This is a genomic window from Ruegeria sp., from assembly GCF_965199275.1.
Classification (GTDB): Bacteria; Pseudomonadota; Alphaproteobacteria; order Rhodobacterales; family Rhodobacteraceae; genus Ruegeria.
Genome location: NZ_CBDAQX010000015.1, coordinates 26419 through 39836, shown reverse-complemented (window position 1 = coordinate 39836; position 13418 = coordinate 26419). Strand labels below are relative to the sequence as shown.

At 56.0% G+C, this 13418-nt stretch carries 13 protein-coding genes and 1 pseudogene; 7 read left to right on the top strand and 7 right to left on the bottom strand.

Going from position 1 to position 13418, the window contains the following annotated elements:
* The 6 genes from ACOERD_RS11395 to cysQ form a co-directional block, all read right to left on the bottom strand.
* Positions 1-1701: a beta-1,6-N-acetylglucosaminyltransferase gene (locus tag ACOERD_RS11395; protein WP_170680706.1), complete on the bottom strand. Its 1701-nt coding sequence runs from the start codon at positions 1699-1701 to the stop codon at positions 1-3.
* Positions 1698-2684 carry a glycosyltransferase family 2 protein gene (locus tag ACOERD_RS11390; protein ID WP_170680709.1) on the bottom strand — a complete coding sequence of 329 codons (987 nt, stop codon included), beginning with the start codon at positions 2682-2684 and terminating at the stop codon, positions 1698-1700. The genes ACOERD_RS11395 and ACOERD_RS11390 overlap by 4 nt, the downstream gene beginning before the upstream one ends.
* 145 nt (positions 2685-2829) lie before the next feature.
* The gene (locus tag ACOERD_RS11385; protein ID WP_419739100.1) at positions 2830-3891 is read right to left on the bottom strand and encodes a glycosyltransferase family 2 protein; all 1062 of its coding nucleotides are present in this window, start codon (positions 3889-3891) and stop codon (positions 2830-2832) included.
* A 7-nt stretch (positions 3892-3898) separates the two neighbouring features.
* Positions 3899-4882 (bottom strand): UDP-glucose 4-epimerase GalE, encoded by a 984-nt coding sequence (gene galE, locus ACOERD_RS11380; protein WP_419739099.1) that lies wholly within the window; start codon positions 4880-4882, stop codon positions 3899-3901.
* Between the two features lie 69 nt (positions 4883-4951).
* The gene (locus ACOERD_RS11375; RefSeq protein ID WP_419739098.1) at positions 4952-5752 is read right to left on the bottom strand and encodes a 3-deoxy-manno-octulosonate cytidylyltransferase family protein; all 801 of its coding nucleotides are present in this window, start codon (positions 5750-5752) and stop codon (positions 4952-4954) included.
* Positions 5752-6549: a 3'(2'),5'-bisphosphate nucleotidase CysQ gene (cysQ, locus tag ACOERD_RS11370; RefSeq protein ID WP_419739097.1), complete on the bottom strand. Its 798-nt coding sequence runs from the start codon at positions 6547-6549 to the stop codon at positions 5752-5754. Before cysQ ends, ACOERD_RS11375 begins: the two co-directional genes overlap by 1 nt.
* 122 nt (positions 6550-6671) lie before the next feature.
* Here cysQ and ACOERD_RS11365 point away from each other — a divergent pair, with 122 nt between their 5' ends.
* A complete protein-coding gene (locus ACOERD_RS11365; RefSeq protein WP_419739096.1) occupies positions 6672-7493 on the top strand; it encodes an ABC transporter permease in 822 nt (273 codons plus the stop codon).
* Here the strand turns inward: ACOERD_RS11365 and ACOERD_RS11360 are convergent.
* Positions 7490-8092: an alpha-ketoglutarate-dependent dioxygenase AlkB family protein gene (locus tag ACOERD_RS11360; protein WP_419739095.1), complete on the bottom strand. Its 603-nt coding sequence runs from the start codon at positions 8090-8092 to the stop codon at positions 7490-7492. The two genes, ACOERD_RS11365 and ACOERD_RS11360, sit on opposite strands and share 4 nt — an antisense overlap.
* Before the next feature lie 214 nt (positions 8093-8306).
* Between ACOERD_RS11360 and dnaK the strand changes: the two genes are divergently transcribed.
* From dnaK to ACOERD_RS11330, 6 genes and pseudogenes are all read left to right on the top strand, one after another.
* Entirely contained in the window at positions 8307-10214 is a 1908-nt protein-coding gene (gene dnaK, locus ACOERD_RS11355) for a molecular chaperone DnaK (protein ID WP_419739094.1), read from the top strand.
* Positions 10215-10288: 74 nt separating this feature from the next.
* Positions 10289-10513: pseudogene (locus ACOERD_RS11350) on the top strand (DnaJ domain-containing protein); the annotation flags it as partial.
* An 84-nt stretch (positions 10514-10597) separates the two neighbouring features.
* On the top strand, positions 10598-11566 hold the full coding sequence (locus ACOERD_RS11345; protein WP_419737678.1) for an IS1595 family transposase: 969 nt from the start codon (positions 10598-10600) through the stop codon (positions 11564-11566).
* Positions 11563-12285 carry a DNA methyltransferase gene (locus ACOERD_RS11340; protein ID WP_419737677.1) on the top strand — a complete coding sequence of 241 codons (723 nt, stop codon included), beginning with the start codon at positions 11563-11565 and terminating at the stop codon, positions 12283-12285. Before ACOERD_RS11345 ends, ACOERD_RS11340 begins: the two co-directional genes overlap by 4 nt.
* Positions 12286-12288: 3 nt before the next feature.
* The gene (locus tag ACOERD_RS11335) at positions 12289-12957 is read left to right on the top strand and encodes a hypothetical protein (protein ID WP_419737676.1); all 669 of its coding nucleotides are present in this window, start codon (positions 12289-12291) and stop codon (positions 12955-12957) included.
* Positions 12958-12985: 28 nt separating this feature from the next.
* The gene (locus ACOERD_RS11330) at positions 12986-13162 is read left to right on the top strand and encodes a hypothetical protein (protein WP_419737675.1); all 177 of its coding nucleotides are present in this window, start codon (positions 12986-12988) and stop codon (positions 13160-13162) included.
* Positions 13163-13418 lie beyond the last annotated feature (256 nt).

Below are 13418 nucleotides of genomic sequence, written 5' to 3'. Positions count from 1 at the left end.
TCACTGCACCAGATAAGGTTTGCGGAAAGGCTTGGTGCGGGTTCCAAACACATCATCGACGGGGAAATCGCCCATCAGTTGCGGATGCATGCCCTGGTTCTTGAGGTTCTGGAGAAACTGCCCAAAGCCCGCCAGATCGACCATCAGCGGGGCCTCGGTCAGGTGGCGAGCCGTCTGTGGCGCGATCTCGTCCAGAATGGTTTGAAGAGGCTCCATTGGGGCCTCAATGAAATCTGCCAGTGTCCAGCTCCGTACACGCGCCTTTGTCCAAACCGAGCTCAGCACTTCAAGCTGTTTGCTCTCGATCTGTTGCAAGCGGGCGGCTTCGCACCGGATATCGGCGAAGTTCATGTTTGACCGGAACAGCGGGATCGCCCACGCCCCGGTAATCACCGAGATCTGCGCGTTCTTGTCCCGCGCCAGAAACCAGTTGATGTCCTGCGTGTCCCGCGGGCCGAACTGAAAACATTGGCGTTGGCCGCGCGTGTTCCAGATCAGGTTCGACAGGAAAGCTTTGGGGTTATAGTCGCGCAACGTGGCACTGTCGCTAAGCGCGCCATTGGTGATCGACTCACCCTCAGCGAATTCGGCGCGGTTCGGAGCAAAAAGGTGCCCGTGGACGCGAGTGTTGGTCGTAGTCTCCAGCCAGGTTTCGAACTCCTCAAACAGGTCCGAGAAGCCCTGAAAAACCGAATACCCCGCCGCCGTCAATCCGTTCTCGCTCCCGTGGCGGGGAAAGCGGCTTTGCATATAGAGGCCATCACGCCCATGGGTGCGCCGTTCGACCGCCTTTGAGAAGACTCGGTCGATCTTGCCCGGGTTAGGCTCGGCCGGTCGTATCGCGCTGGACTGGTCGGTCAGGAAAGAGTGATAAAGTCTCTCGGCCCGGGGCCAGATTTTACGGGCAACAAAGCAGTCCGACCGGCGTAGCAATTGCAGATGATCATCGTAAAAGATGTGGGGCCGCCCCTGGTAATCGAATTTCGACAGGGTCAGTGACCGGCTTTCGATATGCGTGGAATAGAGGCGCGCGAGGGTCTGAAAATAGCTTTCATCCGGTATCCAGACATGGCGGAAATAGCGGTCATAGACCTTACGCCTGGGGTCCTGCAAAATGGCCGAGAGGGTCTGCCGGGTCAGGCACCACCATTGGCTGCCCATATGCGGAGTCAAGCCATCGGGAATGCGGCGGCGCATGCCGGTCGCCCGTTGCAGTTTTACATAGGCGTCAAACAGTTTGCGCTGATTGCGCCAGGAAAACGGGAAGCGCAGGGTAAAGCGTTCATGGTCCAGCCCACCGATCGTCCAGCTGACATCAGCGGTTGTAGCGCTTTCGATAAAATCGACGCGGGGACGGTCGGAAAGGTAGTCGATCAGCTCTTGCACCGGGCGCAGAGGCAGACAGGCGCCGGACGACAGGAAGACATGCCGCACGTCTGGGAAGGCCTCCAGCATCTGCTCGGATGCGGATTGTGAGGCGGCCACGATACCCCAACGGCCCCAATCGCAAGTACGACGATCCGAGAAACCGATCAGAGGGTTGTCCGCACAGGAGGCGACAAAGCTTGAATACGTCTTTTCGGCGACCTTGCCGTCCACGTGGATCACAACCGGGCAGCCCGCGGCGGTCCAGTGGCGGGCGACCTGCTCGGCCCGGTCCAGAGCCGTGTGGACCAGCATGACGATGCCCAGCGAACTCATGCCCAGTTGCCTTTCGACATGAGGCCCAGAATCTCAAGCTGGCGCCAATTGATGTATTGTTCCGACCAATCGCAGCGGAAAACGGGCTGCTCCTCTAACTGTTTGGCGTAGGCCTTGTACTCACCGGAACCACGATAGTGCTGATTGCGCTGCATCTCTTCGCGCGCCTTGTCGCCAAGCGTGTTGATCAGCTTGGCATGCAGCAGCGCGCCACTGGTCTTTTCCCCACCCCATTCGTCATAAACTTGGTTCAAACCCCTCGGCAGCAGCGAATGGGTCGAGCTGATATAGACATAGCGCCGATCCCACTTCACTAAGGGTATCTTGTTCAGCGCCGGAGCCTTCGAGGGGGTGTCCTGAAAGAAAACACGGGCCCTTGGGCCACCCTGAATCCATAGGTTCTTATATTCGGGATTCTTGGAAATCATGTAGTTCCCGGCATCGAACCAACGCGCGATTTCAAACGGGTCCTGACCCTCATGGTAGGGTTCGTCGTCTACGGGACCTTCGGGATACATGTCGATCAGCATGGTGCCGAAACTGCGCACCGCACAGCTGTCCAGCCAATCCGTCAGCGCGCTGATCGGGCGTGTGTCGCAAAACGGATAGATAAAGAACTCATCCGGATCGACGGTCAGAACCCAATGCCCATGCGCGTATTTGCGCAGCAGATAGTTGGACCAGTCCAACCCGAACCCCGCCTTTTTATAGCTGGTTTTCGTCTGCCAGACCGAGACATCTGGCTGCGTACGCAGAAACGCGAGACTGCCGTCGTCGCTGTCATTATCGACAAACAGAAAATGGTTCACGCCCAGCTTGCGGTAGTATTCCAGAAAGAAGGGCAGGCGGATCTTCTCGTTACGAACAACGCTCATCAGCAACACATCGTCCGGGCGGATTGCGGCGGTATTGGTGCTGATGGGCTTTAGCTCACGCCGTCTTTTGACGCAGCGCACGAGACGGCGCTTGCGCCGCAACCTCATGCGATAAGACTCCAAAAGGCCCACGCGACTGCCCAACCCTTGTTATTGACGCGAGCGTCCCCGGATTGATTGCTGAGTGTCCAACATCCGGGTTCCGCCGACTATGCCATTTTTTCATCTTGAGGGGCAATGCATTTACAACACGTTAGTAATCCTGGCCCTGCTGATCCGACCAGCCCCCTGCATTCATCAGCCCCAACTGCTGTAGTTTTAACCAGCCGGTGTAAGCCTCGGACCGCTCCGTCCACATATCCGGCTGCGCGATGATCCCATCATAGTATGTCTGGAATTGGTCGGGATCATGAAAATGCTGGCGGCGCTGTTTCTCGATTTGCGACTTTTTGGCGATCTCGGGCAAAAACTTCGTGTGCAAAAGCACGCCCGACGGCGCGGCTCCGTTCGGCCCATCATAAAGCGCATTCAGGTGACGTGGTAACGCGGAATGGGTCGAGTTTACATAGGCATAGCGCCGGGACCACTTGATCAGAGGGATCTTGTTCAAAGTTGGTGAGCGCTGGCGTGTATTGGCGAAAAACACCCGCTCACGCGCGCCGCCCTGGACCCATAGGTTGCCCATCGGGGTCTGCCGCTGCGCGCGGTAGGGGCCGGAGTCGAACCAGTTCAGGACCTCGGTCGGATCACTTTCCGGGTTATGGGTTTGCGACCCGAGCGGGCCTTTCGGGTAGAGATCCAGCATCAAGGCACCGAACCCGGCCCGGCCTTGCCCCTCCAGCCAGCGGGTGAGGTCTTGCAACGGCTGGGTGTCGTGATGCGCGTAGATCAACAGCTCATCCGCGTCGACTGTCAGGCACCAATGGCCGTGACCGTACCGGATTTGCAGCGAGGTCAGCCAATCCAGCCCAAAGCGCGCGGCGCGGTAGCTGGCCTGAGTGTGCCAGAGCGATACGTCTGGTTGCTGCGCGAGATACTCGGTCGATCCGTCGTCGCTGCCATTGTCCACGACCAGAAAATGGTCGACGCCCAAGGCGCGGTAGTGCCGGAAGAACCACGGGAGGCGCTCCAACTCGTTGCGCAGGGTGACGAAGGCCAGAATATCTCCGCGCTGGATATCCAAGGTTCTGTTCTGCAAACAGGCCAACTGGTGCCGACTGCGCCAGGATTGCCACAGCAGCCTGCGTCGTTTCCAACGCAGCCGGTATTTCTGGGCCGCGCTTATGCGAGGGAGCTCGGCGTTGACGGGGGTCAACGGCGGCTCATTTCTCGTAAGCGCCGGTTTGATGCCAGCGCCACGCGTCGGTGATCATTGTCTCTAGTGTTGAGCGTTTTGGCCTCCAGCCCAGCTCACCTTCGGCGCGGACCGAGCCTGACACAAGCTTGGTACAATCCCCTGCGCGGCGCGGTCCGATATTGTAGGGAACAGCGCGGTTGGTGACGGTTTTGGACTGCTCGATAACCTCAAGAACCGAGAACCCCGAGCCGGTGCCCAGGTTGAACACGCGGTTACCCTTTCCCTGTTGCAGCCAGTTCAGGCCCAGAATATGCGCGTCGACCAGATCGCAGACATGCACATAGTCGCGGATGCAGGTACCGTCCGGCGTGTCGTAGTCGGTGCCAAACACAGTCAGGCCATCCCGCTTGCCATCAATCGCATCCAGCATCAGCGGGATCAGATGGGTCTCAGGCCGGTGGAACTCTCCAACCTCGCCTTCGGGATCGGCACCGGCCACGTTGAAATAGCGGAAGATCACATGGCGCAGGCCATGAGCGGCCTCGAAATCCCGCAGGATATCCTCAATCGCGCGTTTCGAGGCGCCATAAGCGTTCATCGGGTGCTGAGGTGTATCCTCATCCAGCACAACATTGTCCTGATCGCCATAGGTCGCGCAGGTTGAGGAAAATACGAAATCCAGACAGCCTGCGGCCACTGCGGTCTCGATCAGATTCAGCGAGCCAGTCACATTGTTCGACCAATAGCGCGCGGGCTGTTTCATGGCCTCCCCAACTTGACTGAGCGCTGCGAAATGCATCACGGCCTCAGGTTGATACTTGGCAAAAACCTCATCCAGCCGCGCGCGGTCCAGCAAGTCGCCCTGTTCAAATGGGCCAAACTTGACCGCATCTTGCCAGCCGGTGACAAGGTTGTCGTAGGTCACCGGTACAAAACCCGCTCGCGCCAGCGCTTTACACGCGTGAGAGCCGATATAGCCTGCGCCGCCCGTGACAAGGATCGTTTTCATATCAGGTCCATTGGTCGTATTTGGGCGCTTCTACGCCAGATTCGCAGGTTTGGTCAGGGGGAAAAGGGATCACTCCAGCCCCATATCCGCCATCATCGCTTCGATCTTGGGCACGTCCTGAGGGTTGTTCAGCTCCCAGAACTGGCGGCCTTTGACTTCGACCTCGACGCATAGAACCTTGCGGCCGTTTTCCATAAAGCGCAGCTGTTCCAGACCTTCCAACCGCTCTAGCGGGCCGGTGGGCCAACTGGGATAGGCAGCCAGTGCATCTGGGCGGTAGGCGTAGACGCCGACATGGTGAAACACTGGGGTTGGATCCGCGCCTGCATAGTTGTCGGAGGTGAAGGGCACCACCTCTTTCGAGAAATACATCGCGCTGTTATCGCTTGCAAAAACGGCAGTCGTGCCGCCGACGCGCCCGTGTTTGCGATCATTGAGCAAGCTGTTCAGCGCATCCCCGTCGCAACGCAGAACGGGCGTCGCGACACCGGCCTCGGGCGCGTCGCGCAGGCCGGAGATCAGGTCCTCGACAAACCAATGCGGTGTCAGCGGCGCGTCGCCTTGCAAGTTTACGATGATCTCGTAGCCACCACCCAAAACCTCATGTGCCTCGGCACAGCGTTCGGTGCCGTTCTGGCAGGTTTCCGAGGTCATCACGACCTCGGCCCCGAACCCCTCGGCGGCGTCCCGGATGCGGTCGTCATCTGTGGCGACAACGACCTTGTCCACGCCTGACACAGACTTGGCCGCTCGCCATGAGCGCTCGATCAGTGTCATGGCTTTGCCCGTTGCGCCAGTCAGCGGCACCAAAGGCTTGCCCGGATAGCGGGATGAGGCGTAGCGGGCGGGAATGGCGATCAGAACGGACATCAGGCTTCCTTCAACTCAACACCCGGAGCGTAGGCGATGAAGAACGGGTTTGCATAGCCGTCCTTGCCATAGGTCAACGGTGTGTGGTCGTCGAACCGGACCACCTGACCACCAGCCCCCGCCAGCACAGCGTGCCCGGCGGCGGTGTCCCACTCCATCGTGCGCCCGACCCGCGGGTAGAGATCTGCCTCACCCGTTGCGACCAGACAGAACTTTAGGGACGAGCCTGCGCTCTTGCTGTCCTGCACCCGGTATTTGTTGATGTAATCCTCGGTTGCCTGATCCCGGTGCGACTTGGACGCGACGATCAAAAGGGCAGAATTGTCCGGATTAGAGACCGAAATCGGCGTGATCTCCCCCGCGTGGACTTTATCCAATGCGCCGGTTTCCTCAACCGATTGCCCATCGGCTTGGGTATAGAACATGCGACCGCGCGCAGGGGCATAGACGACACCGCGCGTCGGGGTACCGTTTTCGACCAGTGCGATATTGACGGTGAAATCTCCGCGCCGATTGATGAATTCCTTGGTGCCATCCAACGGATCAACGATCAGGAATGTTTCGCCCTTTTCGGAATGCGAGGCGGCCTGTTCTTCGGTCACCAGCAGGATGTCGGGGAAGGCGGCGCGCAGCCCTTCTGAGAGCAACGCATCGGCGGCCTCATCAGCCTCGGTCACGGGGCTTTCGTCGGATTTGACCTTCACATCGAACGTATCCGAATTGTAGATTTCCATGATCTTGTCACCGGCTTCTAGTGCCAGACGTCGGATGACGGGGATAAGGGCGTCGTAGGTCACAAAAAAGCTCCGATTTGGTGGTTTGTTGATCGAATGTGGTGACGGACTTATGATGTGCTGGTTACCGAACGGCAAGGTATTCGTGAAAGACTGAGGTCAACAGAGCAGGAAAGACCCGACACGTGTTCTATTTCAGGAATAACAAGACCCTGCTGGGTGGTGCATTCACCACGGTTGAGCTGATCTTTCATGCCGTGGTGCGCAATGTCCGGTCACAGCATTCCAACGCAGTTGTCGCCATTGTACGCAGCATCGTTCAGGTCCTTGCCTTGGTTTTGGTTTTCTATTTGATCATGTCCTTCATGGGCGCGCGGGTAGCCAAGGTCCGCGGTGACCTTGTGTTGTATCTTCTGTCGGGCGTCTATTTGTTCCTTGTTCATATCAAGTCCGTAAAGCAGGTGGCGGGTGTCGGTGTGGGCAACAACCCGATGATGTTGCATTCGCCCATGAATATGATGGTGATGATCCTCGCCACCTCATTCGGCATCCTATACACCATGCTGGTGACGCTGTTCGTCATACTGTTCCTGTACCATGTCGCTGTAGCCCCACTGGTGATAGAGGAGCCGGGTGCAGCGTTTGTCATGGTGCTGCTGTCGTGGTTCACTGGCTGTGCCGTTGGGCTAGTGTTCATGGCACTGAACCCATGGTTTCCGACGACGGCATCAATCCTCACCACCCTTTACAGGCGGCTGAACATGATCTTTTCGGGGAAGATGGTCTTGGGAAACGCGCTGGGCGGCTTCATGCTGACAATGTTTGCCTGGAACCCCTTGTTTCACATCATCGACCAATGCCGTGGATTTGTTTTTCGCAACTACTACCCGCGCAATTCAAGCTGGGAATATGCGGTTTGGGTCGGCGTCGCCGTGCTGATGATTGGTTTGCTTGCCGTGTTCTACACCAAGAAGCATGTGTCACAAAGCTGGGGTGCCCGGCGCTAGGTTGCCACCCGCATCGTCAGATTGATCCGCCCCCCTTTGGGCAACAGCCGCGATGAACCGGGCCGGATACGATCAACGCCGTGATAGGTCAATCGCGCTGGGCCGCCCATGATCACCACATCGCCTGAGTTTAACCAGATGGATTCCGTCTTGCCTCCGCGTGTTGTGTTGCCAATGCGGAACAGCGCGTCATCGCCGAGCGAGACCGACAGCACAGGCCACGAAAAATCGGCCTCATCCTTGTCCTGATGCAGGCCCATCTTCGCGTCTTTGCCATAGTAGTTGATCAGGCAGCAATCCGGTGCGCGCTCTGGGCTCACCAGATCCTGCCAGATCGCAAGCACAAGTTCGGGAATCTTGGGCCAGTTCATGCCCCCGGGATGCTGGCCCTGATAGCGGTAGCCCGCCTTATCCATCACCCATCCCAAATCCCCGGCCGAGGTCATGCGAACCGACATCACTTTGCCCGATGGTGTCACGGGGCGGAACAGGGGTGCGGATTTCAGAAGCGGGCGCAGCGCATCGATCAGCCGGCTCTGGACGGCATTGTCCAGATAGCCTTTCCTGATCTCAAATCCCCGTAAAAGCAGCCGAGTCATCCCGGATTCCCCATTCCTTACCATATCCTTGCCAAAAAAGGCCGCAGATTCCCGAAAACCTGCAATTCAGAATGCTTGCAGGCCTCTGGTCCGGCCCTTATATACGCCGAGACGCGCGATGGTGTAGTGCTGTCGCGCACATCAGATCGGGGACGGGATGCCATAACGGGTCCGGCCCTCGGGACATCGCCTTGAAGAGAAAGGGATTGAAAATATGGGTAAAGTAATCGGGATTGACCTCGGCACCACCAACTCGTGTGTTGCGATCATGGATGGTTCGCAGCCGAAGGTCATCGAAAACGCCGAAGGGGCGCGGACCACGCCCTCGATCGTCGCCTTCACCGAAGATGAGCGACTGGTCGGTCAGCCTGCAAAACGTCAGGCGGTCACCAACCCCGACAACACGATTTTTGGCGTCAAGCGTCTGATCGGTCGTCGTGTGGATGATGCCGAAGTCGAAAAAGACAAGAAAATGGTGCCCTATGCCATCGTCAATGGCGGCAACGGAGACGCATGGGTTGAAGCCCGTGGTGAAAAGTACTCCCCAAGCCAAATCTCGGCCTTCACTCTGGGCAAGATGAAGGAAACCGCAGAAAGCTATCTGGGTGAGGAAGTCACGCAAGCGGTTATCACCGTTCCAGCATACTTCAACGACGCACAGCGTCAGGCCACCAAAGACGCCGGCAAAATCGCCGGTCTGGAAGTGCTGCGGATCATCAACGAACCGACTGCGGCTGCTCTGGCCTATGGTCTGGACAAAGAAGAAACCCAAACCATCGCGGTCTATGACCTTGGTGGTGGTACCTTCGACGTGACCATCCTGGAGATCGATGACGGCCTGTTCGAGGTCAAATCGACCAACGGTGACACCTTCCTGGGTGGTGAAGACTTTGACATGCGCATCGTCAACTACCTGGCGGACGAGTTCAAAAAGGAACACGGTGTCGACCTGTCGCAAGACAAAATGGCCCTGCAGCGTCTGAAAGAAGCCGCTGAAAAAGCCAAGATCGAGCTGTCCTCGACCTCGCAGACCGAAATCAACCAGCCGTTCATCTCAATGGGGTCGAACGGTCAGCCGTTGCACATGGTCATGAAGCTGACCCGTGCCAAGCTGGAATCGCTGGTTTCCGACCTGATCAAAAAGTCGATGAAGCCTTGCGCCGCCGCTCTGAAAGACGCCGGCCTGTCGGCTGCTGACGTGGACGAAGTTGTTCTGGTCGGTGTTATGACCCGGATGCCGAAAGTGATCGAAGAGGTCACCAAATTCTTCGGTAAAGAGCCCCACAAAGGCGTGAACCCGGACGAAGTGGTTGCCATGGGCGCGGCTATCCAAGCCGGTGTTCTGCAGGGCGACGTCAAAGACGTGGTTCTGCTGGACGTGACCCCGCTGTCGCTGGGTATTGAGACGCTGGGTGGCGTGTTCACCCGCCTGATCGACCGTAACACCACGATCCCGACCAAGAAGTCTCAGGTCTTCTCGACCGCCGAGGACAACCAGAACGCCGTAACCATCCGCGTGTTCCAGGGTGAGCGTGAAATGGCTGCGGACAACAAGATCCTGGGTCAGTTCAACCTCGAAGACATCCCGCCGGCGCCGCGCGGTATGCCTCAGATCGAGGTGACTTTTGACATCGACGCCAACGGCATTGTCTCGGTTTCGGCCAAGGACAAAGGCACCGGCAAAGAGCAGAAGATCACCATCCAGGCCTCGGGCGGTCTGTCCGATGAGGACATCGAAAAGATGGTCAAGGACGCCGAAGAGAACGCGGAAGCCGACAAGGAACGCCGCGAGCTGGTCGACGCCAAGAACCAGGCGGAAAGCCTCATCCATTCGACCGAGAAGTCGATGGAAGAGCACTCCGACAAGGTCGATCCGACCACGATCGAAGCGATCGAGCTGGCAATTGCCGCGCTGAAAGACGAGTTGGAAACCGAGAACGCCGACAAGATCAAGTCTGGCATCCAGAACGTCACCGAAGCTGCTATGAAGCTGGGCGAAGCCATCTACAAGGCGCAAGCCGAAGAGGGCGAGGAAGAGCCTGCAGCAGCAGACGCAGGTCCTGCGGATGATGACATTGTCGACGCCGAGTTCGAAGATCTGGACGACGACAAGCGTAAGTAACCGGTAACCGGGCCAATCTGGGCCGGTCCGCTTGCCGGGCCGGCCCGATTACGTTGAGGCAGAAGGGAAAACTGATGTCAAAACGCGACTACTATGATGTGCTTGGTGTCACCAAAGGCGCATCTGCGGATGAGATCAAGAAAGGTTTTCGCAAGAAAGCCAAAGAATTGCATCCCGACCGCAACAAAGACAACCCGGATGCCGAGGCGCAGTTCAAAGAAGCGAACGAAGCCTATGACGTGCTGCGCGATGCTGACAAAAAAGCAGCCTACGACCGCTTTGGTCACGCCGCTTTTGAAAGGGAATTATATACTTAAGTAACATTTATGATTGACGGACTCCGACGCATTTGTTACATTTTAATAACATTCAGGAGTGTAAAAATGACAAAAGCACCGGGAAAATCAAACCGCAAGGGCCTGACCTTCCTACAGGTTGCTGCAATGTTCGGTAATGAAGAAAAGTCGCGTAAGTGGATTGAGGAACTACATTGGCCAGATGGTCCGTTTTGCCCGCATTGCGGTTCTTTCAACGTGCAGTCAGGCATCAGGCATCCAAGCATGACGCACAGGTGTCGTGAGTGCTCCAAAAAACCCATGTTTACGGTTCGGGTCGGCACGATCCTTGAGAATACCCGGCTACCATATCGCACATGGGCCATTGGTATTTACTTGTTCACAACTAACCTTAAGGGCGTATCTTCGATGAAGTTGCACCGTGAGCTTGGTGTTACGCAGAAGTCCGCGTGGTTCATGCTGCATCGTCTTCGGGCTGCAATGGAGGCAAACATGCCTTGGTTTAATGGCCCAGTCGAAGCAGATGAAACCTACATAGGCGGCAAGGAAGGCAACAAACACGCGAAGAAGAAACTCAAGGCTGGACGTGGCGCTGTTGGCAAGGCTGCTGTTGCTGGTATCAGGGATCGCGAAACGGGTCAGGTTGTTGCCAAAGTGGTAGAGAGCACAGACAAAGAGACCTTGCAGGGGTTTGTGAACGAGCATGCCGTCGAAGGAGCAACACTCTATACCGATGAGGCTAGTGCCTACAAGGGCATTGACAGGCCGCATGAGGTGGTAAAGCACTCAGTGGGTGAATATGTCCGCGATCAGGCGCACACCAACGGGCTGGAAAGCTTTTGGGCTCCTATGAAGCGGGGTTATAATGGCGTCTATCACAAGATGTCGCCCAAGCATCTGCAACGCTATGTGGACGAGTTTCAGCACCGTCACAACAACAGGCCAAAGGATACAATCGACCAAATGGGCGGCGTTGTGCATGGGATGGCTGGAAAGAACCTGCCTTACAAGAAGCTAATCGAGGATAACGGATTGAATAGCGGAGCGCGGTCATGAGCGTCGGAACTTCGCAAAGTACTGCCGGGGTATTTTCCAACACGCGCACGGTGACCGTGCCAAAGCTGGTGCTTCCCGATGTCCTTAAGCCCAACACGCGCCTTAAGATGGACGGTCTTGAGTTCCTTTCCGCTATACCTGCGGACGCAGTTCCAGTCGCATTCTTCGATCCCCAATACCGTGGCGTGCTTGAAAAGCTGGCATATGGGAACGAAGGCAAAGTTCGTGGAAAACGCCGCAGCGCCCTACAGCAAATGCCGGAGGAGGCCATCGCCAATTTTATTCGCGGAATAGATCGTACGCTTATCCCATCAGGCCATCTCTTTTTATGGGTGGATAAGTTTCACCTTTGCCAAGGTATTCACCCGTGGCTGGACGGAACGAGGCTGGACATTGTGGATCTTTTAACGTGGAACAAGGGTACATTTGGTATGGGCTATCGCACTCGGCGCAGAGGAGAATACTGCATAGTACTACAGAAACAGCCGCGTAAGGCAAAAGGCGTGTGGAAAATACATAACATTCCAGATGTAATTCAAGAACAAGTATCCCAGCGGGATCACCCACATTCCAAACCAATAGACATACAAGGTCAACTCATGGCCGCCGTGAGCCACGAAGGCGATTTTGTAATTGATCCGGCTGCCGGGTCGTTTTCGGTTCTGCAAGCGGCACGAAACCATGGCCGCACCTTCCTTGGTTGCGACTTGAACGGTTAGATTATGGCACGATTACGGGATGCCAAACCAAAGAACACATCTGGTTCTTACGCCCGGTTGTTTGGGAATGAAGCGTTAGGTGAATTGGCCAGCAAGATACAGTCAGCTGTAATCTCATCGGGGTCAGAACTGGAATCGATGATCGTGGAAGCTGTTCCCAACATCCCTAATCTGGACACCTTTTTGGAACAAGAAATCATGCCTGAGGGCGTGTTGCTTGCCCGAAAACGTGAAATTAAACGAAGTCGGACCTTGGATTTTTCGGGATCAGAGCCTGACTTTATGGTTTTCAAGCGCCGAAAAGGCGAGCAAAACTGCCATATAGTTGAGTTGAAGGACGGTCATGTGTTCGACACAAAAAAAGCTAGCGCAGAGAGGCAGTCAATGCACGGGTTCATTCAACGCAACGCCCAGCATATTCAATATCGGTTCCAGGCACACTTTTGTGCTTTCAATCAAGAAGACAAGCAAGCGATCTGGGAAGGATTCAAGAAGAGAATTTCAATCGATGAGGCAATGACAGGTCGGGAGTTTTGTGATTTGTTGGAAATTGATTACGACAGTATTGTGCGGGCGCGTCAGGCCGACGGCCCCGACAACGTAGAGTTTTTGTTGACCGAACTGGCTAAAATTGAACCAATCCAAACCCGCTTGCGAGAACTTCTCGGCTAAAACCAATGTATTCAATTTAGGAATTCGCATGACAAACCAACGTTACAATGCAGACCTGCCTGAACCCGCCGATCTGCACATCAGATCGAACAAATATCAACCGACCAAGGCTGAGTTGGAAGAAGAAATCGACATGCCTGAAATGTCATTGGATGAAATCAGGGCTGCATTCATGCGGCCAATGAGTATCAAGAAGCCTGATTAAAGAGAGCGCAGAGTGCTAAAATACCTTGCGCGGTTTTCGTTTTTATCGCGTCAATATGCGACAGTCCACTATAAAAATGTTACTTAAGTATATAATTCCCTTTTCAAACCGGAACCAGCCAATTCTGTGTCGGCTTCATTCCAACTTGTGCCCGTCGCCTGCGTTTTATGACGGATACCTCTTTCGACCAAACATGGACGATAAGCGGTAATTCGCTCAAGCCAGGGTGCAGATAACACGTGATTTCGGGCAAAAT